The sequence below is a fragment of the Roseococcus sp. GW821-FHT12F05 genome, assembly GCF_058806835.1.
This window is the reverse complement of record NZ_JBXAQB010000013.1, coordinates 77,160-98,501: the sequence shown is the minus strand read 5'-3', so window position 1 is coordinate 98,501 and position 21,342 is coordinate 77,160. Positions and strand designations below refer to the sequence as shown.

Below are 21,342 nucleotides of genomic sequence, written 5' to 3'. Positions count from 1 at the left end.
AACGCATGACAGAGGGCCGCATCATCGTCCTGGGGGCAGGGGTCGCAGGGCTGGCGACGGCGCTGCCCCTGGCCCGCGCCGGCCGCTCGGTGACGGTGATCGACCCGCTGCCCCCGGCCGGCGGCAGCTCCTTCGGCAATGCGGGGCTGCTGAGCCCGGACACCTGCGTGCCCGTCGCGCTGCCGGGCATGCTGCGCAAGGTGCCGGGCTGGCTGACCGATCCCCTCGGCCCGCTGGCGATCCGGCCCTCCTACCTGCCGCGCGCTGCGCCCTGGCTGCTGCGCTGGATCCGCGCCGGACGGATGGACCGCGTGCTGGCCATCTCCGATGCCATGCGGGCGCTGCACGTCAGCACTTTCGACGTCTGGCGCGACCTGCTCGGCGCCGGCGGCTTTTCGGAGTTCGTGCGCCAGTCCGGCCAGGTGCAGGTCTGGGACCAGGCCGAGGAAACCCCCGCCGCCGCGCTGGAGCGCAGCCTGCGCGACCGCCAGGGCATCCCGACCCAGGTCCTCGGTGCCGACGACATCAGGCAGATGTTCCCCGGCATCGCCCGCCATGTCTCGCGCGGCGTGCTGATCCCGGGCAACGGCAACACGGTGAATCCCGGCCGCATGGTGCAGCGGCTGGGCGAGCTCTTCCTGGCCGAGGGCGGGGAGATCCTGGCGGAGCGCGCGCTCAAGCTCATCCCGCGCGAGGGTCATTGGATGGTGATGACCAACATCGCCAATCACGAGGCCGACACCGTCGTGGTCGCCGGCGGCGCCTGGTCGCGCAGCCTGCTCGATCCGCTGGGCCTCCGCATCCCGTTGGAGACCGAGCGCGGCTACCACCTCTTCCTGCCGGACTCGAACGTGATGCCGCGCTCGCCGCTGCTCTACAAGTCGCGCAGCTTCAGCATCACGCCGATGGAGGGCGGGCTGCGCGCCGCCGGGACGGTGGAGATCGCCGGGCTGGAGGCAGCCCCCAACGAGCAGCGAGCGGAGCAGCTCTTCGGCCTGGTGCGTGGCCTGTTCCCCGACCTCGAGGGCGGCAAGCCGCGGCTCTGGATGGGCTATCGCCCCTCGACGCCGGATAGCCTGCCGGTCCTCGGCCCCGTGGCCGGCCATCCTGGGCTGCATCTCTGCCTCGGCCACGGGCATTTCGGCATGACGGGTGGCCCGCCGAGCGGCAAGCTCGTCTCAGACCTCATTCTCGGCGCCGCGCCGCGCATCGACGCCGCGCCTTACTCGGCTAAACGCTTCCACTGAGGCGTCGCTATCAGCGACATGAGACCAAGGGGCCCGACATGACCATGACGCCTGATTCCATCCGCCGGCGCCTGCTGCTGGGCGCCGCGCTCGCCGCTCCAGCCCTGGGCACCGCTCGGGCCCAGGCCCAGGGCGAGGTGATCGTCCGCACGCCGGGCGGCGCCTATGACGACATCATGCGCCGTTTCGTCTACGACCCCTTCACGGCCGAGACGGGCATCCGCGTGACGGTGGTCGCCGCGACCGCCGCCAAGCTCATCGCCATGTTCCGCGCCAACAATGTCGAGCTCGACCTGATCGACACGGGCGACTCCCAGCTGATGACGCTGGAGCGCATGGGCGCGCTGGCGCCGATCGCCTATGACCGCTGGCGCTGGACCAAGCCCGACGACATCACGCGCGAGGTCCGGCTGCCCCACCGCGTCGGCAACTTCACCTATGCCACGGTGCTCGCCTACAACACGGACAGCTTCCCGGGCGACAACCATCCCAAGAGCTGGGCGGACTTCTGGGATGCGGGAAAATTCCCCGGTCCACGCATGCTGTCCGACATCGCCAGCGCCTCGGTGAACTTCGAGTTCGCGCTGCTCGCCGACGGCGTGCCGAAGGACCAGATCTACCCGATGGACATCGACCGCTGCCTGCGGATCATGTCGCGCATCCGCCCGCAGATCCGCCGCTTCTGGGACACGGGCGCGCTCTCGGCCCAGATGCTCTCCGACAAGGAGGTGGTGCTGGGTTCCATCTGGAACGGCCGCCTGCAGACGCTGATCGATCGCAACGCGCCACTCGGCTACACCTGGAACGAGCACATGATCCAGGTGCAGGCGCTGGGCATCTTCAAGGATGCGCGCAACGTGGAGGGGGCCCAGAAGCTCACCGACTTCATGATGCAGCCGCAGGTACAGGCGCAATACGCCAAGGCGCTGATCTACGGACCTACCAACGAGCGCGCCTTCGCCCTGCTGACACCCGAGGAGATCGCCCGCATGCCCGGCGGCGAGAACTCCCGCCGCACTGGCTTCTACCAGGACATCGCCTGGTGGGACGCGAACCGCGAGCGCGTGAGCCGCGCCTGGTCGCGCTGGCTGCTGCGGTGACCATGGCTTCTGAAGGCGGGGCGGTCGACCTCGAGGCGGTCACCAAGCGCTACGGCACCGAGACGGTGGTGGCGGGGGTTTCCCTCGCCATCCCGCAGGGCGAGTTCTTCACCCTGCTCGGCCCGTCCGGCAGCGGCAAGACGACGACGCTCTCGATGCTCGCGGGCTTCGTCGTGCCCGACGAGGGGCGCGTGGTGCTGGGCGGGCGCGACATGACGCGCGTGCCGCCGCGCGGCCGCGGCCTCGGCATGGTCTTCCAGAACTACGCGATCTTCCCGCATCTCAACGTCGCGGAGAATGTGGCCTTCCCGCTGACGGTGAAGGGCGCGCCCAAAGCGGAGATCAACGCGCGGGTCGCCGAGGCGCTGGCCATGGTAAAGCTGACCGGCTTTGAGACGCGCTATGCGCGGCAGCTCTCGGGCGGGCAGCAGCAGCGCGTGGCGCTGGCCCGCGCCATCGTGGGGCATCCCAAGGTGGTGCTGATGGATGAACCGCTCGGCGCGCTCGACAAGAACCTCCGCTACCACATGCAGGTCGAGATCAAGGAGATCCAGCAGCGCCTCGGCATGACGGTGATCTACGTCACCCATGACCAGGAGGAGGCGCTGACCATGTCGGACCGCATCGCCATCATGAACCACGGCCGGATCGCGCAGATGGGCCCGCCGCGCGAGGTCTACGAGAATCCGGAGAGCAGCTTCGTCGCGGCCTTCCTCGGCGAGGCGAACCTGCTGAAGGTCCGGCGCGACGGCGATTCCGTGCAGGGCCCCGGCGGCGCGCGCATGGTCGCGCGCGGTTCGCTGGCCTCGCCGGAGGGCCTGGTCTTCGTCCGGCCCGAGAAGGTCAGCGTCGCCGCCGGCATGGCCGAGCCCGCGCCCAACAACCTGCCGGGCCAGATTCTGCACGCCTCCTTCCTCGGCAATATCGTGCGCTACGCCGTGACGGCTGCGGACGGCGCCACGCTGCTCTGCGACGTCGCCAACGGCGCCGGCACCGAGATCCATCGGCCCGGCGACGCGGTGACGCTGAGCTGGCGCGCCGAGGACAGCCGGCTGCTGGCGGGCTGAGGCGATGCCGCTCGGACGCCTCGCCGGATGGCTCATGCTGGCGCCCGCGCTGGTCCTGCTCTTCGGCGTCTTCCTTCTGCCGATCGGTTGGTTCCTCGTGGGCTCGCTGCAGGAGCTCGGCTCGCTCGCCGAGATCTGGGCGGAGGCGGAGGACGTGCTCTTCTCCGGCACCGTCATGCGCGTGCTGCTGAACACCAACCTCGTCGGCGCGATGGTGACGCTGCTGGTGCTGGTGATCGGCTATCCCGTCTCCTACGCGCTGTCGCGCGCGAAGGGCTTCGCCTTCACGGCGATCCTGCTCTGCATCGTGCTGCCCTACTTCACCAGCACCATCGTGCGCACCTATGCCTGGATGGTGCTGCTGGGACGGAACGGGCTGATCAACCAGATCCTGCTCGGGCTCGGGCTGGTCGATGCGCCGCTCCAGCTGATGTACAACCGCGCCGGCGTGGTCATCGGCATGACCTATGTGCTGCTGCCCTACATGGTGCTCACCCTCTATGCCGCGATGAAGGCCGTGGATCCGCGGCTTCTCCAGGCGGCCGAAGGCATGGGCGCCTCGCCGGCCACCGTCTTCCTCAAGGTCTTCATGCCGCTGACCCTGCACGGGGTGATCGCGGGCGTGCTGATCACCTTCATCCTCGCCATCGGCTTCTTCATCACGCCGGCGCTGATGGGCGGGCCCGGCGACATCATGATCGCCATGCTGATAGAGCGCGAGGTGGAGCTGACGCAGAACTGGCCGACCGCCGCCATGATGACCATCGTGCTGCTGGCCGTGACGCTCATCCTCTACGGCGTCTACAGCCGCTTCGCCGAGAAGGAGGCGCCGCGATGATGGGTCCCGTCCTGCGCGCCACCCTGCTGAAGGCGCTGGTGGTGCTGCTCTGCTTCGGGCTGGTGGCGCCGATCGTCATCGTGGCCATCGCCTCCTTCAGCGGCGACGGCTACCTGAAGTTCCCGCCGGAGACTTTTTCGACACGCTGGTACGAGCGGTTCCTGGGCGATCATCGCTGGCGCGCAGCCATCGCCAACTCGGTCTTCATCGGGCTGCTGACCTCGGTCTTCTCGACCGCCATCGGCTTCCTGGCCGCCTATGCGCTGGTGCGCGGCCAGTTCCGCTTCAAATCCGTCATCGCCTCGCTGCTGCTGATGCCGGTGATCGTCCCGCATGTGATCACGGCGGTGGCGGTGTACTTCCTCTCGGCCCGCGCGGGGCTGGTAGGCGTGCGCCCCTGGATCTCCGTCGCGCATACGGTCGTGGCGCTGCCGGTGGTGCTGGTCATCCTGCAATCGGCGCTGAAGACGGTCGATCCGGCGCTGGAGCGCGCGGCGATGGTCTGCGGCTGCTCGCAATTCGGCGTGTTCCGCCGCGTGGTGCTGCCGCTGGCCCTGCCGGGCATCGTCTCGGGGGCGCTCTTCTCCTTCCTCACCTCCTTCGACGAGCTGGTGATCTCGCTCTTCCTCGCGGGCGTCCGGGCCGAGACGCTGCCGGTGCGCATCTGGAACAGCCTGCTGCTGGAGGTGGAGCCGACCATCGCGGCCGTCAGCACGCTGCTGATCGCCGTGACGGCGCTGGCGCTGGCCATCGACGCGACGATCCGCAAGATCAGGGGCGGGCCGGCGGCGGCGCTGCGGTAAAGGATCGCTTGCGCCGCCCGGCGCGGCATCTCATAGTTTTTGCAGGACGGAAGCCCCGGAGAACGCACGGCCCCTTTTTGGAATGGGCCTCGATCCGATGCGTGCTATCCCCTCCCGAGCGATGTCCCGCCGCCTGCTGCTGGCGGCCTCCGGCGCTACCCTCTCCGCACCCTGGATCGGCGATGCCCAGGCCCAGGCGGGCGAGGTGATCATCCGCAATCCCGGCGGCGTCTACGAGGACGTCATGCGGAAATACGTCTACGAGCCCTTCACGCAGCAGACCGGCATCCGCGTGACGACGGTGGCCTCCACGGCGGCGCGGCTGCTGGCCATGTTCCGCGCGAACAACGTCGAGCTCGACGTCATCGACACCGGCGACAATGTGCTGGAGCAGCTGCGGCGCCAGGGCGCGTTGGCGCCCATCGCCTACGACAGGTGGCGCTGGGCCAAGCCCGAGGACATCAGCGCCGAGGTGCGGCTGCCCACCCGGGTCGCGAACCTGCTCTATGCCTCGGTGCTCGCCTATGGGACGGAAGCCTTCCCGAACGGCACGCATCCGAAGAGCTGGGCGGATTTCTGGGATGCGGGACGCTTCCCTGGGGCGCGCATGCTGGCCGACATGGCCACCGGCAACCCCAATCTGGAATTCGCGCTGATGGCCGACGGTGTGCCGATGGCGAATCTGTACCCGATGGACGTCGACCGCGCCTTCCGCGCGATGGGGCGGCTTCGCCCGCATATCCGCAAGTTCTGGGACACGGGCGCGCTCTCCGCGCAGATGATGGCGGACAAGGAGGTGGTGCTGGGCTCCGTGTGGAACGGCCGCGTCCAGGTGCTCATCGACCGCGGCGCGCCGCTGGGGATCGAGTGGAACCAGAACATGATCGAGGTCCAGGCGGTCGGCCTCTTCAAGGACGCGCGCAACCTGGAGAACGGGCAGAAGCTGATCGACTTCATGCTGCAGCCGGAGTTGCAGAAGGACTATTGCCGCGAGCTCACCTACGGGCCCACGAACACCAAGACCTTCGCGCTGCTGCCGCCGGAGCAGATCGCGCGCATGCCGGGCGGGCCGTCCTTCCGCAGCATCGGCTTCTTCAAGGACATCAACTGGTGGGAGGACAACCGCAACCTCGTGAACCGCACCTGGTCGCGTTGGATCCTGGGCTGAGCGTCGTCACCGTCAGCCGGGCGTGATCCGCGCCTCCCGGACCACGGTGCCCCAGCGCTGCATCTCCTCCGCGATGAAGGCGCGGCACTCGGCGGGCGTGTTCGCGCGCACCGTCATGTTCAAGCCGCCGATCCGCGCCAGGAAGTCGCGGTCCTGGATCATTGTGTTCAGCTCCCGGTTGAGGCGGGCGACGATCGGCTCCGGTGTGCCGGCGGGGGCGATCAGGGCGTTCCAGACCACCGCCTCGAAGTCCGGGATGTATTCGTTCATGGCGGGCAGGTCCGGGAAGGCCGGAAGCCGGCCATCGCCGTTATGGGCGAGAATCCGGACCTGGCCGGCGCGGAGGAAGGGCAGCACGGAGGCGCCGTCCACGAAGGCGTATTTGATCTGGCCGCCGATGAGATCGGTGAAGGCTGGGGCGCCGCCGCGATAGGGCACGTGATTGAGCGGCGCGCCCGTCCGCAGGCGGAACAGCTCCAGCGCGAGGTGCTGCAGGGTGCCATTGCCGGGGCTGGCGCATTCCACGCCGCCGGGCGCGCGCTTCACCAGCTCGATCAGCTCGGGGACCGTGCGCGCCTCCACGGAGGGGTGGATGGCGAGCATGGTGGGCACCATGGCGGAGAGGAAGACCGGGTCGAAATCCTTCACGGTGTCATAGGGCAGGCTGGGCAGGAGGGTGGGGTTCACCCCGAAGGCCGCGGTGTCGTGCAGCAGGGTGTAGCCGTCGTTCGGCGCCCGGGCGACGACGGCGGCGCCGATCGTGCCGCCGCCGCCCCCGCGATTCTCGATGACCATGGGCTGGCCGAGGATTTCGGAGAGCCGGTTGTAGAAGAGCCGACCCACGGTGTCGCCGCCGCCGCCGGCGGCATAGGGGATCACGACGCGGATGGGGCGCGTCGGATAGGCGGGCTGGGCGCGCGCCGCGACCGGAGCGGCGAGGGTGGCAAGGCCTGCAAGGGTCGCGCGGCGACCGGGCGTGAGCGGCATGACGTTGTTCTCCCGTGGCCCCCGCTCTTGGTGGCGTGGGGCATCACGGGGATCGTCAGGGAGGCGGAAGCCGGCGTCAACGGAATGACGCCGGCGCCCTGTTCAGAAGTCCAGCAGGTTCTGCCGGAACTGCTCGTGGGCATAGGCCTTGCGCGCCAGCCCGCGCGCCTGGAGCGCCGGGACCAGCCCGTCCGCCACCTCGGCCACGGCGCGCCGGCTGACGTCGTTGGTGGAGATGAGGAAGCCGTCGCCGCCGACCTCCTCCATCACCTCGCCCATGCGCGCCGCCACGCTGTCAGGCGTGCCGACCAGCGGCACGGAGCCGGAGGTGCCGCGATAGCTCAGCATGGCCTCGCGGAGGGACTTCTTGCCGACCGTCTTCTTGAAGTCGTCCAGCGTGGCTTGGTGCCCGTTGGTGTGCAGGTCCAGCGTGTCCACCGGCGCGTCGAGATCGTACTGGGAAAAGTCGATGTTGGTGATCTTGCCGAAGAAGGCGAGCAGGATCGGCAGCTGCGCCTCCGTCCGCGCCTGCTTCTGCTTCAGCCGCAGCTCCGCCTCCTCCTGCGTGTCGCCGAGGATGGGCGAGACCAGGAACAGCACCTTGATGTCGTCGGGATTGCGGCCCTGCGCCGCCGCCCGGGCGCGCACGTCGTCGCGATAGGCCTTCATGGCGGCCGTGCCCTTGATGCTGGCGACGATGGTGTCGGCATATTGTGCGGCGAACTGCCGGCCGCGCGGGCTGCCGCCGGCCTGGGCGATCACCGGGCGCCCCTGGGGGCAGGGGCCGGAGTTCAACGGCCCGCGGCAGCTGTACCACTTGCCCTCGAAGTCGACGCTGTGGACCTTGGTGTGGTCCACCAGCACGCCGGTCTCGGTGTTGGCGAGGATGGCGCCGGGCTCCCAGCTGTCCCAGAGCCCGTTCACCACCTGCATGTACTCGTCGGCCATGTCGTAGCGCAGGTCGTGCTCGGGCAGGCCGTCCTTGAAGCCGTAGTTCCTCGCTGCGTAGTCGCTGCTGCCGGTGACCATGTTCCAGCCGATGCGGCCGGAGGAGGCCTGGTCCATCGAGGCGATCATGCGCGCCAGCAGGTAGGGCGGGTGGGTGAAGGTCGCGAAGGTCGGCACGATGCCGATGCGCTTGGTGGCCGCGCTCATCAGCGTCGCCGTCACGGCCGGGTCCTGCCGCGGCACGGCGAGGCCGTTGGTCAGGTAGACCTCGCGCGAGCCGCCATAGCTCTCGCCGACATAGGAGCTGTCTTCGATCAGCACGTAGTCGAAGCAGGCGCGCTCCAGCGCGCGGGCCATGTCGCAGAAGAGCTCGGGCACCATCCAATCGCGGCCGATGGCGCCGGTCCAGGGCTCGGCCCAGGCCTGCACGGAAGAACCCTGGAGAAACCAGCCCAGGTGGAAGGGACGTGTCATTCGGTAGTGGCCTTTCAGGCGTGTTGATCAGGGATTGGCGAGGTTCTCGCGCAGCGTCGCGCCGGTGTATTCGCGGCGGAACAGCCCGCGCCGCTGGAGCTCCGGTACCACGTAGGTGCAGAAATCCTCCATCATGCTCGGGAAGATGGTGGGCCAGACGATGAAGCCGTCGCAGGCGCGGGAGGTGAAGAAGTCTTCCAGATGGTCGGCGATGCTCTTGGCCGTGCCCACCAGCAGGTCGCGCGGCTTGGCCACGGCGTCCTGAAAACCGATCTTCTCCTGCTCCATGAGCTGCATCACGCGGTCGATCGAGCCGCTGATGCCCTGGTTGCCCTTTGCGGCGGCGTAGGATTCCACGTCGCGGTGCTTCGAGAGGTCCGCGCCCATCAGCGAGGAATTCAGCATGCGCTGCGCCTCGGGATCGATCAGCGACTGGAGGTAGGCGTATTTCTCCTGCGCGATCTCCTCCGTCTCCCCGACGACGACGGCGAAGCTCGGCAGGACCTTGCAGTCCTCGGGGCGGCGGCCGTAGCGGTCCATGCGAGACTTCACGTCGTCGTAGAAGGCGATGGTGTCGGCCTTGCTGTGCGGCGTGCAGAAGATCATCTCAGCCCAGCGCGCGGCGAATTCCCGCCCGCGGTCCGAAGCGCCGGCCTGCAGGAAGACCGGGCGGCCCTGCGGGGTCCGCGGGATGGTGAGCGGCCCATAGTTCTTGAACCACTTCCCGGCATGCACGGGGTAGCGGACCTTGGCGGGGTCGATGAAGACGCCCGTTTCCCGGTCCATCACGAAGGCGTCGGGCTGCCAGCAGTCCCAGAGGTCGCTGCAGGCCTCCAGCACCTCGTCGGCGCGGTCGTAGCGCTCGTCCTTGGAGGGGATCTGCTCCATGCCGAAGTTGCGCGCCTCGAGATTGGTGGCCGAGGTCACCACGTTCCAGGCCGCCCGCCCCCTGGTCAGCATGTCGAGCGAGGCCAGGGTGCGCGCCAGGTGATAGGGCGGCATCAGGGTGGTCGAGAGCGTGGCGCCGAGGCCCAGATGCTTCGTCGCCCGCGCCATGACCGGCAGGATCATCAGCGGGTCGAGATAGGTGATCTGCCCGCCATAGCGAAGATAGGCGTCGAAATTGCCCCCGTGGATGTCCGGCAGGCCGAAGGTGTCGGCGTAGAAGCAGGCGTCGAAGCACCCGGCCTCCAGCACGCGGGCGATGTGCTCGTAGCGCTCGGGCGTGAAGACGTCGTTCAGCGTCGCCTCCGGGTGCCGCCAGGCGCCGGGGTGGTTCGCGGTCGGTCCCGTCTTCAGATAGGCGACCAGATGCATCCGGCGCTGGGTCACGGGGCGGCAGCCCTGCGGCGAGCGGACGGGCAAGGACGGACCATGCAGCCTCCAGGAGGGGTGCGGGGACGACCGTGATGTTATCGACTGGCGCTTTCCGAAATTATGCGGGAGGGGGCGCCCGCATGCAATCGAGGCCGTGCTCCGTGTCATCCCCGATTGCAGGATGGGCACGGCTATGGTCATGTCCCCGCGGGAAGATTTCACGCCGGCACTGCGGCGACCACAAGGTCGCGCCTCGAATCCGATGACGTCGCGCGGCATGGATCGCGCGCGCATCCTTCGGGCACGTCGAGGAGAGACGATATGCAGAGCTTCCAGCAGGATTGCGTCGAACTGGCGCACGAGAAATTCCGCCGGGGCGAGGTGGACCGCCGCACGCTGCTGGCCGGCTTGGCCGCCCTCGGCGCGGCGCCGCTCATGACCGGCGAGGCCAGCGCCCAGACGGCGCGCCAGCTCGTGATGGTGAACTGGGGCGGCCTCGCCAACCAGGGCTTCGGCGCCAATTACGGCGACCCCTTCGTCGCCGCCAATCCCGGCTGGCGCGTGGTGCAGGACAGCACGGGTCCGTCGACCGGGCGCATCCGGTCCATGGTGGAGAGCGGCCGCGTCACCTGGGACCTCTGCGACAGCTCGGCGACCGCAGCCGTGCTGCTCGGCGGGCTGAACCTGCTGAACCGCATGGACTACAGCATCCTCAAGCGCGAGGACGTGCTCGGCCCGACCTTCGCGATGGACTACGGCGCGGCGCCCTATTCCTTCAGCAGCGTGCTGGTCTACGACAGCAGCAAGTTCCCCAATGGCGGCCCGACGAGCTGGGCGGATTTCTGGGACCTCCAGAAATTCCCCGGCACGCGGCTGCTGCGCCGCGACGCCTCCTGCGTGCTGGAGGCGGCGGCGATGGCGGCCGGCAAGGATCCGGCCAACCTCTATCCGCTCGACGTCAGGGCCGCCATGGCCAAGGTGCGGGAGATCCGCCGCAACCTGGTCTTCTGGACCGGCGGCGCGGAATCCGAGCAGTTCATCCGCACCGGCGAGGCGGTGATGGGCCAGATCTGGCACACCCGCGCCTCGGTGCTGGAGAAGGAGAGCAACGGCCGCTTCAAGTTCATCTGGAACCAGGGAATCCTGCAGCCGGGCATCATGGTCAGCCCGCGCGGCAATCCCGGCGGGGAGATGGTGCAGCGGCTGCTGGCCTCGATGCTCGCAGGCGCCGAGAAGCAGGTGGAGCTGCTGAAGTTCCTGGGCAACGGCCCGACCAATCCGCGCGCCGCCGCCGTGGTGCCCGAGGAGTTCAAGCGCTTCAATCCGACCGATCCCGCCAACGCCCGCCTCCAGGTGCCGATGGACGGCAACTGGTGGGGCGCTAACTATCAGCGCGTGAACGCCGACTACATCGACATGGTGACCGGCTGACGGGCGCATGGTCCTTGTCGTGCAATCCGGCGGCGCCGCGGCGGTGCCGGAGTGGCGGAGCTGCTTCGCCGAGCTCGTGCCCGACCTCGAAGTGCTGGGCTGGGACGATCCCGCCCTCCGCCCTGATACGGTGGACTACGCCCTGGTCTGGGATCCCGATCCCGGCCGCCTGGCCGCGCTGACCTCGCTGCGCGCGGTCTTCTGCTCCGGCGCCGGGGTGGAGCATCTCGTCGCCAATCCCGGCCTGAAGGCCGGCATTCCCGTCGTGCGCTGCGTGCCGCCCGAGGCGGGGCAGCGCATGGGCGAATATGTCTGCTGGGCCGTGCTCGCGCTGGCCAAGGATATCAGGCGCGCGGCGATCCTGCAGGCCGAGCGCCGCTGGGAGTATTACGAGCCCTATCTTTCCGCGGCCGACCGTCGCGTCGGCATCATGGGCATGGGCGCCATGGGCCAGCGCACGGCCGAGATGCTGCGCGGCCTGGGCATCCAGGTGCATGGCTGGTCGCGCTCGAGAAAATCCATCCCGGGCGTGCAGAGCTTCGCCGGCGCGGCTGAGTTCGACGAGTTCCTGGCCTTGACCGACGTGCTGGTCTGCCTGCTGCCCTCCACGCCGGAGACGGACGGGCTGATCGCCGCGCCGCTGCTGGCGAAGCTGCCTGTCGGCGCGGGGCTGGTGCAGGCTGGGCGCGGCGCGCAGCACGTGCTGCCCGACATCCTGGCCGCGCTGGATTCCGGCCAGCTCTCCGGCGCGGTCATCGACGTCTTCGCGCCGGAGCCGGTGCCGGCGGAGGATCCCGTCTGGACGCATCCCGGCGTCATCGTCACGCCGCACATCGCCAGCATTCCCAACCGCCCCGAGCGGGCCCGCTACATCGCCGCCGCCATCCACGCCTTCCGGCGCGGCGAGGCCCTGCCCAACCTCTACGACCATGCACGAGGCTACTGACATGTCCCAGATCGTCACCTTGCCGCCGCCGCCGGTGAAGCCGGATCCCTCCCACATTCAGACCGAGCAGGAGATCCGCGAGGACCTCGCTGCCGCCTATCGCTTGATCGCGCTCTTCGGCATGACGGACCTGGTCTTCACCCATCTCTCCGCGCGCCTGCCGGGCGAGGGGCACCGCTTCCTGGTGAACCCCTACGGCCTGCTCTTCGAGGAGATCACCGCCTCCAGCCTCGTCGAGGTGGATGCCGAGGGCGAGCCGAAGCAGGCCACCACCTGGCCGGTGAACCCGGCCGGCTTCGTCATCCACTCCGCCGTGCACCGCGAGCGGCACGACGCCATGTGCGTCATGCACACGCACACGCTGGCCGGCATGGCGGTGGCCGCCCAGAAGGGCGCGCTGCTGCCGCTCAATCAGATGAGCATGGAGTTCGACGGCCGCGTCGCGATCCACGGTTACGAGGGCGTCGCGGCCGACGACAACCTTTCCGAGCGCGAGCGCCTCGTGCGCGACCTCGAGGACAAGCCCTGCATGATCCTGCGCCACCACGGGCTGCTGACCGTGGGGCAGACGGTCGCCGAGGCCTTCTACTGGATGTACTACCTGGAGCAGGCCTGCCGCATCCAGCTTGCCGCGCAATCCTCGGGCGCGGAGCTCGACCTGCCCTCCGCCCACACCGTCGAGCGCACGCGCGCGCAGTTCTCCGTCGGCCCGACGAAGGGCTGGCTGCCGTGGCAGGCGCTGCGCCGCAAGCTCGACCGCGAGCAGCCGGACTATCGCCATTGAGCCAGGCCGGCCACGCCCTCGCGATCCGTGGGCTGACCAAGCGCTATGGCGGCTTCACCGCGGTGGACGACGTCTCGCTGGAGGTGGGGAGCGGGCAGTTCCTGACGCTGCTCGGCCCCAGCGGCTCGGGCAAGACGACCATCCTCATGGCGGTGGCGGGCTTCGTGGAGCCCAGCGCCGGCGCCGTGCTGCTGGACGGGCGCGATATCACGCCGCTCCCGCCGGAGCGGCGTGATTTCGGCATGGTCTTCCAGGGCTATGCGCTCTTCCCGCATATGAGCGTGGCCGACAACGTGGCCTTCCCGCTGCGCGTGCGCGGGATGTCGCGCGCCGACCGCGACGCGAAGGTGCGCGCGGCCCTCGACCTCGTGCAGCTGGAGAAATTCGCCGACCGCCTGCCGCGCCAGCTCTCGGGCGGTCAGCAGCAGCGCGTGGCGCTGGCGCGCGCGCTGGTCTTCGACCCCATGCTGCTGCTGCTGGACGAGCCGCTCTCCGCGCTGGACAAGAAGCTGCGCGCCGAACTCCAGGAGGAGCTGAAGGCGCTGCACCGCCGCATCGGCCGCACCTTCGTCAATGTCACGCACGACCAGGAGGAGGCGCTGTCGCTCTCCGACACCATCGCCATCCTCAACCATGGCAAGCTGGTGCAGGTCGGCGGCCCGACGGCGCTCTATGAGCGGCCGCGTACGCGCTTCGTCGCCGACTTTCTGGGGAAGTCGAACTTCCTGCAGGGCACCGTGCAGGAATCGACGCTGGACAGGTTCGTGCTGGAGGCCGGCGCCGCGCAGCTGCAGGTGAAGCTGGTGGCGCCCGCCTTTCCGCCGCCGGCCGGCTCGCGCGTCCTGCTCTCGCTGCGGCCGGAGAAGCTCGTGCTGCTGGCCGACGGCGAGACGGCCGACAATGCCGTCGAGGGCGCCATCCGTGCCTGGTCGTATCTCGGCGCCGGCTTTTCCCTCGTCGTCGCGACCGAGCATCTCGGCGAGATCCGGGCCGTGCTGCCCGCCTGGAAGGCCGCCATCGCGCCGGCCGAGGGTCTGCGCATCCGGCTCGGCTGGGCCGCCGACGCCGCCGCCCCGGTCGAGGAGGATGCGCCATGACGCGCACTGGCCTCGGCTGGTGGCTGCTGATCCTGCCGGCGGTGCTGCTGCTGCTGGCCTTCTACATCGCGCCGATCGCGCAGGTGCTGGCCATCAGCTTCTCTGAGCCCGAGCCGGGCCTCGGCAATTACGAGCGCCTGCTCACTTCGGAGAGCATGCAGCGCGTCATCCTCACCACGTTGCGCATCTGCCTCATCACCACGGCGCTGGCGCTGCTGCTCGGCTATGCCGTCGCTTATGCCATCACCCTGGCCAGCCCGCGCGCGCGGGGCTGGTGGATGCTGGCGGTGCTGGTGCCGCTCTGGATCTCCGTGCTCGTCCGTGCCTTCGCCTGGGTCACGCTGCTGCGCCGGCAGGGGCTGGTGAACGACACGCTGATGGGCTGGGGCCTCATCTCCGAGCCGTTGCCGCTGGTCTGGAACGAGTTCGGCATCCTCGTCGGCATGGTGCACTACATGGTGCCCTTCGCCGTGCTGCCGATGCTTTCCGCCATGCGCGAGATCGACCCGCGCCTGCTGGCTGCCGCGCGCGGCCTCGGCGCCACGCGAGGCCAGGTGTTCCGGCAGGTCTTCCTGCCGCTTTCCCTGCCCGGCGTGATCGCGGCGGGCGTGCTGGTCTTCATCTTCTCCCTGGGCTTCTACATCACCCCAGCGATCCTCGGCGGCGGCAAGACGCTGATGGTCGCGGAGTGGATCAGCCTGCAGATCCTCGACCTCATCCGCTGGGGCCTCGGCACGATGATGGCGACCATGCTGATCGTCGCCATCCTGGTGACGATGGCGGTCTTCTCCCGCGTCGTGGACCTGCGGCGCATGTTCGGGGCGGGCGGCTGATGCACGGGACCTACGGAGCCGGCCCGGCCGGCCGTGGACTGGCCTGGATCACGGCCATGTATCTCGTGCTGCCGATCTTGATCGTGATTCCGGTGGCGCTGACCGACCAGCGCTACCTGTCCCTGCCGCACGATGGCATCAGCTTCCGGCACTTCGCGACGGTGCTGACCTCGCCGGAGTGGCTCGGCTCCATCTGGCAGTCCTTCACCATCGCGGTCGCGGCGACGGTGCTGGCCGTGACGGCCGGGACGCTCTGCGCCATCGGCTGCTGGCGCATCTCCCGCCGCTCGACGGACCTGATCCGCGTGCTGATGCTGCTGCCGCTGATCATCCCGTCCATCGTCTATGCAATCGGCCTCTACCGCTACTTCGGCCCGCTCGGGCTGCTCGACCGCTTCCTCGGCGTGGTGATCGCGCATGGCGTCACCGGCATCCCCTATGTCGTCATCACCGTCTCGACGGCGCTGGCCGGCTTCGACCCGCGGCTGGAGCAGGCGGCGCGGGGCATGGGCGCCTCCCTCTCGCAGACGCTGCGCTGGGTGATCCTGCCCCGCATCATGCCGGGCATCGTCTCGGGGGCGATCTTCGCCTTCATCCACTCCTGGGACGAACTGGTGATGGTGCTCTTCATCGCGAGCCGCGAGGTCTTCACCCTGCCGCGCCGCATCTGGGACGGCATCAACGAGAACCTGGACCCCGCCATGGCCGCCGTCGCGGTGCTGCTGATCGTCTTCACGCTACTGCTGCTGCTGGCCGACCGTGCGCTGCGCCGGCGATCCGAGGCGGGGTGACCGGCGGCCTTTCCGAGTCCAGGCCATGATGCGTTCGCTTCCGCTCACGCATCGTTGCCCAGCCTCTGCTTGCCGCGGAATTCAGACCTACGGCGCATTCGCGCCTCCGATCATCCCGCTATAGGCTGCCGCCAACCCGGAAAGGCCGTCCCCGATGCGCTTCCTCCCCGCCGCCCTGCTGGCCCTCGGCCTGCTTGCCGTCCCGGCCGGCGCCCAGACCATCAGCATCGGCATCGCCTCCGATCCCGACGTGCTGGACCCGACCCTCTCGCGCTCGGTGGCCGCGCGGCAGGTCTTCATGGCGATGTGCGACAAGCTCATCGAGCTGGACGACCAGGGCGGCCTCGTGCCGCAGCTCGCCACTGCCTGGGAATGGCAGGAGGACGGTCGTGCGCTGCTGCTGACGCTGCGCGAGGGCGTGCGCTTCCACGACGGCGCCGTGCTGGATGCCGAGGCCGCGGTGGCCAGCCTCAACCGTCACATGACCGCGCCGGGCTCCACCCGCCGCGGCGAGCTGGGGCCGGTGACCGCCATCGAGGTCGCCGGGCCCATGCAGGTCCGCATCCGCCTCTCCGAGCCCTTCGCGCCGCTGCTGGCGGCGCTGTCGGACCGCGCAGGCATGCTGGTCTCGCCGCGCCAGGCGAATGTGCTTGGCGCGGACTTCCAGGCCGCGCCCGCCTGCGCCGGCCCTTTCCGCCTGACCCGCCGCGTGGCGCTCGACCGCATCGAGCTGGAGCGCTTCGACGGCTACTGGAACCGCGACGCCATCCACGCCGAGCGCGTCATCTACCGTCCCATCCCCGACACCACCGTCCGCTCCGCCAACCTGCGCGCCGGCTCGCTGGACGTGATCGAGCGCGTGAACCCCTCCGACGTCGGCACACTGCGCGGCGACCGGCGCGTGCGGCTGCTGGAGGGCCCGTCGCTCGCCTCGGTCTATATCGCGATCAACGTGGCGAACGGCCCGAAAGCCGACACGCCGCTCGGCCGCGACCCGCGGGTGCGCGAGGCGCTGGAGGCCTCGATCGACCGCGAGATCCTGAACCGCGTGGCCTTCGAGGGCCTCTTCCGCCCCGGCAACCAGTCCACACCGCCGGGCCATCCCCAGCACATTGCGGGGCTGCCCATCCCAGGCCGCGACATCGCCCGCGCCCGCGCGCTCCTGCGCGAGGCCGGGCAGGAGCGCGTGCGGATCAAGCTCTCGGTGCCCAACACCACGGAATACGTGCAGGCCTCGGAGGTGCTGCAATCCATGGCGGCCGAAGCCGGCATCGCGCTCGAGCTCCAGGTCACCGAGACCGCGACCCTGCTGCGGCAATGGACGGCTGGCGATTTCGAGGCGCTGATCATCGCCTGGTCGGGCCGGACGGACATCGACGGCAATCTCTGGGGCTTCAACGCCTGCCGGGAATCCCTGAATGGCGGCCGCTACTGCAGCGAGGCGGCAGATGCGGCGATGCGCGAGGGCCGCACCAGCGTGGACCCGGCGGCGCGGCTCGCGGCCTATGGGCGGGCGATGGAGATCCTGCTGCGCGACCGGCCCTATATCTACCTCTGGCACCCGACCTGGTTCTTCGGGACGGGCGCGGCGGTGCAGGGCCTGCGGATGGTGCCGGACGGGCTGATCCGGCTGCAGGGGCTCCGGGTCAGGTAGCGTGCGATCGCGCGCGAGGCCTTAAGCCACGGCCATCCGGACGGACACATCCGCCGGCGGGGCCGCATAGGGCGCCGAGGTGACCAGCAGGTCCGCCCCGGCCTCGGCATAGGCCCGGGCGTTGCTCTCGTTCACGCCGCCGGTCGCCGCGATCATCGGCCGCTTCGCCATGCCAGACATGGCGCGGATCGCCTCGGCCACCTGCTCCGGCGAGAGCTTGTCCACCTGCACGCAGTCCACCCCGGCCGAGGCGAACCAGGTCACCTCGTCCACGCTCTCCGCCTCGACGGAAATCTTCCGTTCCGGCTGGGCGGCGCGCAGCTCCGCGACCCAGAGATAGGGCGGCTTGCGGCCCAGGAAGGCACGATGCTGCGCGAAGACGAGCACGCTGTCCGACAGCCCCAGCCGATGCGGCGCGCAGCCGCCGGCCATGATGGCCTTCAGCATCACGTCCTTGGCGCCCGGCAGGTGTTTTCGGGTGCAGGCGACGGAGATGTTGGGCTTTCCCTCGCGCGCGGCCAGCAGGATGCGCCGCGCCCGTGTGGCGACGCCGGAGGCGATCTCCATCAGCGTCTGCGCGACCTTGGCGCCACGATGCAGCGTGGCCGCGCTCCCCTCGGCGAGCAGAAGCTCCGACCCCGCTTCGACCTGCGCGCCCGATGAGTGAAAGCGCTGCACCGAGCGGCAACCGGCCAGCAGCATGATCCGTTCGGCCTCCTCGACGCAGCAGGCGACCATGGTCGCGCGGGTCACGAACACCGCCTGGCCGGGCTGCTCGCCGATGCCGAGGCCCTGGGTGGTCGCGTCGCCATAGGGCACGTCCTCACGCAGCATCGCGAGGAGGCGGTCGTCGGGCAGGGGGAAGGGCATGCCGGGAATCCTTCATCGGCGCGGCGGCCCCGAAGAGCCCCGCGCTTCAACGGCACGCAGATCAGCAGGAACCGTGCCAGACGGCCAGTGCGCCAGCCCCTGGACAGGGCCGCAAGCCGGGCATGGCGGGATCAGCCCTCCGCCAGGGCGGCCAGGAAGCTGGTAACGCCGGAGGAGCGGAGCGGCCGATAGGGCCGGCCCGCGGCGCGGCAGAGGCGCTTCACCGCCCAGGCGGCCTCGTGGCTCACGCAGTCCACGGGGAAGACCACCAGCTCGGCGCGGCTGACGAGGCCGGGAAGCTGGCTGCCGTTCTCCTCCACGCCGCCGTCATGGTGCAGCAGCGCGACGCCGAGCCGCGCGGCGCCCTCGCGCAGGGCAGGAATCTGGCCAGGCCGGCCGCCGACATAGAGCACGGTGCCGGGCAGGGGGGCGGCCGGGGCTTCGGAGGCATCGGCAGGCGCCAGCACCGCCAGGCCGGCCTCGGCCTCGGCGACGCGGAGCAGGGCCTCCTCGGCCCGGGCCTGGGCCGCCACAGCGCGGCGGTCGGCGGCTTCGGCGGCAGCCTCGGCCTCTGCGCGACGGGCTTCCAGCGCCGCCGCGCGCTGCTCGGCCGCCTCCAGCCGGCGCTGGAGGTCCGAGGCGGGCTCGGCTGACGGGGCAGGGACTGCGACCTGGGCGAGGCGCAGCGCGGCCAGAGCCTCCTGCGCCGCCACCCGCTCCTCGACCAGTTCCTGCAGCCGGGCCTGCTGGCGCGCGATGGTCTCGCGCTGCTCGGCGAGCTCGCGGTCCTGCGCGACCAGCCGGCGGATGTCGGCCCGGTTCGCCGCGCCCACGAGGTGCGAGAGCATGTGCACCGCGCCGAAGGCCTCGCGCGTGAGCGTGTCGTCCAGCGCCGGATGCGTCAGCACGGCCCAATAGGCGCCGGGGATGTCGCCGGCATCGAGCGCCTCGCGCCAGAGCGTGCGCAGCGCCGTGGCGTCGCGCGCCACCGCGAAGCGGTGGATCGCGCCGGCATGCCGCTCGTCCAGCGCCTTGTTGAGCAGCTTGCCGGCCTGGTCCTCGCGCGAGGCGAGCCCGACGCCGCGCCCGTGCAGGTCGTGGTCGGTCGCGCCCGCGGGCACCAGGTCGAGCTTGCGCAGCAGCCGGCGCAGCTCGTCGGCGGTGAGGCAGGTGCCCACGATGGAGCAGTGGAAGGTGCTGGCCAGATCCCAGATCCGGCGGCGGCGCATCGGCGCGGCCGGCATGGGCGCGCTCGCCAGGAAGGCGGCCAGTCCCGGCAGGCCGGGCGCGGGCCGGCCGGGCAGGCGGATCGCGCAGTCGCACGCCTCCTGCAGGACCCGGCGGGCGCCCGCGCCGCTCATGCGGCGGCGACCAGGTGGGAGACGTTCTTGGTCACGGTGTAGCAGGCCAGCCCCTCGCTGCCGCCCTCACGGCCGTAGCCGCTGTCCTTCACGCCGCCGAAGGGCGTCTCGGCGATCGAGGCGGTGAGGTGGTTGATCGAGAGGTTGCCGCACTCCACCCCGTCCGACAGCGCCTCGACGTTCGGCGCCGAATGGGTGAAGGCATAGGCGGCGAGGCCGAAGGGCAGGGAGTTCGCCTTGGTGATCGCCTGCCCGATATCCTGCGTCCGGCTGATGAGCGCGAGTGGGCCGAAGGGCTCCTCGTGCATGGCCAGCGCGTCGTCCGGCACGTCGGAGAGCACCGTCAGCGGAAAGAGGTTGCCCTGGTTGCCCACGCGCGTGCCACCCGCCAGCACCTTGGCGCCGCGCGAGACGGCATCGGCGATCAGCCGCTCCATCGCCTCGACGCGACGGGGATTGGCGAGCGGGCCCATCTGCGTGTCGGCATCGAGACCGTTGCCGATCTTCACGCCGGCCGCCGTCTCGCCGAAGGCGGTGGCGAAGCGGTCGTGGATCGCGTCGTCCACGAAGAAGCGCGTGGGCGAGACGCAGACCTGCCCGGCATTGCGCGATTTCCCCAGCGCCGAGGTCGCGGCCGTGGGGACCGGATCCACGTCGCTGCAGACGATCACCGGCGCATGGCCGCCGAGCTCCATGATGGCCGGCTTCATATGCGTGCCCGCCAGCCCCGCGAGCTTCTTGCCCACCGGCACCGAGCCGGTGAAGGTCACGAGACGGATGCCCGGCTGCGGGATGAGATACTCGGAGATCTCGCCCGGCACGCCGAAGAGCAGGCTCAGCGCCCCCTTCGGCACGCCCGCGTCGATGAAGGCCTGCACCAGGAAATAGGCGCCGGCCGGCGTCTCCTCCGAGGCTTTCAGGATGATCGCGCAGCCCGCCGCCAGCGCGCCCGCCAGCTTGCGCGTCGGCGAGCTGATCGGAAAATTCCAGGGCGAGAAGCCGGCGACGATGCCGATCGGCTCTCGGATCACGATGTGGCGCATGCCCGGCTCGGCGGGGATGACTCGGCCATAGGCGCGGCGGCCCTCCTCGGCGTCCCATTCGATGATCTCGCAGGCGCGCATCACCTCGACCTTCGCCTGGGCCCTCGGCTTGCCCTGTTCGAGCGTGATGGCCTCGGCGATCGTGTCCGCGCGCTCGCGCAGCAGCTGGGCGGCGCGCTGCATGATCTGCGCGCGCTTCGCGGGCGCGGTGCGGCGCCAGGCGCGGTGGCCGGCCTCCGCGGCCTCCAGCGCGTCGTCCAGGTCCTGGCGGGTGACGTGCGGCAGCTCGCCGACCACGCTGTCGTCAAAGGGGTTGTAGACGGGCTGGCCGGAACGGGCGCGCCAGTCACCGGCGATGCAGAGCTTCAGTTCGGGATAGGCAGCCATGATTTCCTCCAGCCCGTGACCGGGCATGTTCGCTATAAATGATTGGATATAGCGATGGCTGCCTTGTCAACGTCCTTGCGCATCCACGCCTGACGCCGATCGATTCCAGCGCCGGCCACCGCCGGAGGAGGGGCTCGGGGGGCATCCCTTCGGCTTCCGGCTGAGGGGACGAGCCATCGACATCCCGGATGTGAGG

The 21,342-nt window shown here is 70.0% G+C and carries 19 protein-coding genes; 13 read left to right on the top strand and 6 right to left on the bottom strand.

Features of this window, described 5'->3' with window-relative positions:
* Window positions 1–5: 5 nt before the first annotated feature.
* The 6 genes from AC1ROY_RS25365 to AC1ROY_RS25340 all read left to right on the top strand — a co-directional run bounded on the left by AC1ROY_RS25365 (window position 6) and on the right by AC1ROY_RS25340 (window position 6,223).
* Window positions 6–1,247 carry an NAD(P)/FAD-dependent oxidoreductase gene (locus AC1ROY_RS25365; RefSeq protein ID WP_493151697.1) on the top strand — a complete coding sequence of 414 codons (1,242 nt, stop codon included), beginning with the start codon at window positions 6–8 and terminating at the stop codon, window positions 1,245–1,247.
* Between the two features lie 38 nt (window positions 1,248–1,285).
* Window positions 1,286–2,347 (top strand): ABC transporter substrate-binding protein, encoded by a 1,062-nt coding sequence (locus AC1ROY_RS25360; RefSeq protein ID WP_493151696.1) that lies wholly within the window; start codon window positions 1,286–1,288, stop codon window positions 2,345–2,347.
* Between the two features lie 2 nt (window positions 2,348–2,349).
* Window positions 2,350–3,414 (top strand): ABC transporter ATP-binding protein, encoded by a 1,065-nt coding sequence (locus AC1ROY_RS25355; RefSeq protein WP_493151695.1) that lies wholly within the window; start codon window positions 2,350–2,352, stop codon window positions 3,412–3,414.
* Window positions 3,415–3,418: 4 nt separating this feature from the next.
* Window positions 3,419–4,252 (top strand): ABC transporter permease, encoded by an 834-nt coding sequence (locus AC1ROY_RS25350; protein ID WP_493151694.1) that lies wholly within the window; start codon window positions 3,419–3,421, stop codon window positions 4,250–4,252.
* On the top strand, window positions 4,249–5,055 hold the full coding sequence (locus tag AC1ROY_RS25345) for an ABC transporter permease (RefSeq protein ID WP_493151693.1): 807 nt from the start codon (window positions 4,249–4,251) through the stop codon (window positions 5,053–5,055). The genes AC1ROY_RS25350 and AC1ROY_RS25345 overlap by 4 nt, the downstream gene beginning before the upstream one ends.
* Window positions 5,056–5,176: 121 nt before the next feature.
* On the top strand, window positions 5,177–6,223 hold the full coding sequence (locus AC1ROY_RS25340; RefSeq protein ID WP_493151692.1) for an ABC transporter substrate-binding protein: 1,047 nt from the start codon (window positions 5,177–5,179) through the stop codon (window positions 6,221–6,223).
* A gap of 12 nt (window positions 6,224–6,235) precedes the next feature.
* Here AC1ROY_RS25340 and AC1ROY_RS25335 read toward each other — a convergent pair whose 3' ends face one another.
* The 3 genes from AC1ROY_RS25335 to AC1ROY_RS25325 all read right to left on the bottom strand — a co-directional run bounded on the left by AC1ROY_RS25335 (window position 6,236) and on the right by AC1ROY_RS25325 (window position 9,964).
* On the bottom strand, window positions 6,236–7,210 hold the full coding sequence (locus tag AC1ROY_RS25335; protein WP_493151691.1) for a Bug family tripartite tricarboxylate transporter substrate binding protein: 975 nt from the start codon (window positions 7,208–7,210) through the stop codon (window positions 6,236–6,238).
* 102 nt (window positions 7,211–7,312) lie between these two features.
* Window positions 7,313–8,632: an NtaA/DmoA family FMN-dependent monooxygenase gene (locus AC1ROY_RS25330; RefSeq protein WP_493151690.1), complete on the bottom strand. Its 1,320-nt coding sequence runs from the start codon at window positions 8,630–8,632 to the stop codon at window positions 7,313–7,315.
* A 27-nt stretch (window positions 8,633–8,659) separates the two neighbouring features.
* The gene (locus tag AC1ROY_RS25325) at window positions 8,660–9,964 is read right to left on the bottom strand and encodes an LLM class flavin-dependent oxidoreductase (protein ID WP_493151689.1); all 1,305 of its coding nucleotides are present in this window, start codon (window positions 9,962–9,964) and stop codon (window positions 8,660–8,662) included.
* A 306-nt stretch (window positions 9,965–10,270) separates the two neighbouring features.
* On the opposite strand from AC1ROY_RS25325, the gene AC1ROY_RS25320 reads away from it, so the two are divergent.
* The 7 genes from AC1ROY_RS25320 (at window position 10,271) to AC1ROY_RS25290 (ending at window position 17,485) form a co-directional block, all read left to right on the top strand.
* Window positions 10,271–11,380, top strand: coding sequence for an extracellular solute-binding protein (locus AC1ROY_RS25320; RefSeq protein ID WP_493151688.1), 1,110 nt, complete (start codon window positions 10,271–10,273; stop codon window positions 11,378–11,380).
* Window positions 11,381–11,387: 7 nt separating this feature from the next.
* Window positions 11,388–12,326, top strand: coding sequence for a 2-hydroxyacid dehydrogenase (locus AC1ROY_RS25315; protein WP_493151687.1), 939 nt, complete (start codon window positions 11,388–11,390; stop codon window positions 12,324–12,326).
* Between the two features lies 1 nt (window position 12,327).
* Complete coding sequence (locus tag AC1ROY_RS25310) at window positions 12,328–13,110, top strand: class II aldolase/adducin family protein (RefSeq protein ID WP_493151686.1); 783 nt, start codon at window positions 12,328–12,330, stop codon at window positions 13,108–13,110.
* A complete protein-coding gene (locus AC1ROY_RS25305; RefSeq protein ID WP_493151685.1) occupies window positions 13,107–14,207 on the top strand; it encodes an ABC transporter ATP-binding protein in 1,101 nt (366 codons plus the stop codon). The genes AC1ROY_RS25310 and AC1ROY_RS25305 overlap by 4 nt, the downstream gene beginning before the upstream one ends.
* Window positions 14,204–15,040, top strand: coding sequence for an ABC transporter permease (locus AC1ROY_RS25300; protein ID WP_493151684.1), 837 nt, complete (start codon window positions 14,204–14,206; stop codon window positions 15,038–15,040). The genes AC1ROY_RS25305 and AC1ROY_RS25300 overlap by 4 nt, the downstream gene beginning before the upstream one ends.
* Complete coding sequence (locus AC1ROY_RS25295) at window positions 15,040–15,831, top strand: ABC transporter permease (protein WP_493151683.1); 792 nt, start codon at window positions 15,040–15,042, stop codon at window positions 15,829–15,831. Before AC1ROY_RS25300 ends, AC1ROY_RS25295 begins: the two co-directional genes overlap by 1 nt.
* Window positions 15,832–15,985: 154 nt before the next feature.
* On the top strand, window positions 15,986–17,485 hold the full coding sequence (locus AC1ROY_RS25290) for an ABC transporter substrate-binding protein (RefSeq protein WP_493151682.1): 1,500 nt from the start codon (window positions 15,986–15,988) through the stop codon (window positions 17,483–17,485).
* A 21-nt stretch (window positions 17,486–17,506) separates the two neighbouring features.
* On the opposite strand, the gene modD is transcribed toward AC1ROY_RS25290, so the two are convergent.
* The 3 genes from modD to AC1ROY_RS25275 form a co-directional block, all read right to left on the bottom strand.
* On the bottom strand, window positions 17,507–18,355 hold the full coding sequence (gene modD, locus AC1ROY_RS25285; RefSeq protein WP_493151681.1) for a ModD protein: 849 nt from the start codon (window positions 18,353–18,355) through the stop codon (window positions 17,507–17,509).
* A gap of 131 nt (window positions 18,356–18,486) precedes the next feature.
* Window positions 18,487–19,716: a DUF2325 domain-containing protein gene (locus AC1ROY_RS25280; RefSeq protein WP_493151680.1), complete on the bottom strand. Its 1,230-nt coding sequence runs from the start codon at window positions 19,714–19,716 to the stop codon at window positions 18,487–18,489.
* On the bottom strand, window positions 19,713–21,146 hold the full coding sequence (locus AC1ROY_RS25275) for an NAD-dependent succinate-semialdehyde dehydrogenase (RefSeq protein ID WP_493151679.1): 1,434 nt from the start codon (window positions 21,144–21,146) through the stop codon (window positions 19,713–19,715). Before AC1ROY_RS25275 ends, AC1ROY_RS25280 begins: the two co-directional genes overlap by 4 nt.
* Window positions 21,147–21,342 lie beyond the last annotated feature (196 nt).

Bases quoted from the DNA above. Each gene is read 5' to 3' on its own strand.
- AC1ROY_RS25365 (WP_493151697.1), top strand. From the start codon at position 6: ATGACAGAGGGCCGCATCATCGTCCTGGGGGCAGGGGTCGCAGGGCTG.
- AC1ROY_RS25360 (WP_493151696.1), top strand. From the start codon at position 1,286: ATGACCATGACGCCTGATTCCATCCGCCGGCGCCTGCTGCTGGGCGCC.
- AC1ROY_RS25355 (WP_493151695.1), top strand. From the start codon at position 2,350: ATGGCTTCTGAAGGCGGGGCGGTCGACCTCGAGGCGGTCACCAAGCGC.
- AC1ROY_RS25350 (WP_493151694.1), top strand. From the start codon at position 3,419: ATGCCGCTCGGACGCCTCGCCGGATGGCTCATGCTGGCGCCCGCGCTG.
- AC1ROY_RS25345 (WP_493151693.1), top strand. From the start codon at position 4,249: ATGATGGGTCCCGTCCTGCGCGCCACCCTGCTGAAGGCGCTGGTGGTG.
- AC1ROY_RS25340 (WP_493151692.1), top strand. From the start codon at position 5,177: ATGTCCCGCCGCCTGCTGCTGGCGGCCTCCGGCGCTACCCTCTCCGCA.
- AC1ROY_RS25335 (WP_493151691.1), bottom strand. From the start codon at position 7,210: ATGCCGCTCACGCCCGGTCGCCGCGCGACCCTTGCAGGCCTTGCCACC.
- AC1ROY_RS25330 (WP_493151690.1), bottom strand. From the start codon at position 8,632: ATGACACGTCCCTTCCACCTGGGCTGGTTTCTCCAGGGTTCTTCCGTG.
- AC1ROY_RS25320 (WP_493151688.1), top strand. From the start codon at position 10,271: ATGCAGAGCTTCCAGCAGGATTGCGTCGAACTGGCGCACGAGAAATTC.
- AC1ROY_RS25315 (WP_493151687.1), top strand. From the start codon at position 11,388: ATGGTCCTTGTCGTGCAATCCGGCGGCGCCGCGGCGGTGCCGGAGTGG.
- AC1ROY_RS25310 (WP_493151686.1), top strand. From the start codon at position 12,328: ATGTCCCAGATCGTCACCTTGCCGCCGCCGCCGGTGAAGCCGGATCCC.
- AC1ROY_RS25300 (WP_493151684.1), top strand. From the start codon at position 14,204: ATGACGCGCACTGGCCTCGGCTGGTGGCTGCTGATCCTGCCGGCGGTG.
- AC1ROY_RS25295 (WP_493151683.1), top strand. From the start codon at position 15,040: ATGCACGGGACCTACGGAGCCGGCCCGGCCGGCCGTGGACTGGCCTGG.
- AC1ROY_RS25290 (WP_493151682.1), top strand. From the start codon at position 15,986: ATGCGCTTCCTCCCCGCCGCCCTGCTGGCCCTCGGCCTGCTTGCCGTC.
- modD (WP_493151681.1), bottom strand. From the start codon at position 18,355: ATGCCCTTCCCCCTGCCCGACGACCGCCTCCTCGCGATGCTGCGTGAG.
- AC1ROY_RS25280 (WP_493151680.1), bottom strand. From the start codon at position 19,716: ATGAGCGGCGCGGGCGCCCGCCGGGTCCTGCAGGAGGCGTGCGACTGC.
- AC1ROY_RS25275 (WP_493151679.1), bottom strand. From the start codon at position 21,146: ATGGCTGCCTATCCCGAACTGAAGCTCTGCATCGCCGGTGACTGGCGC.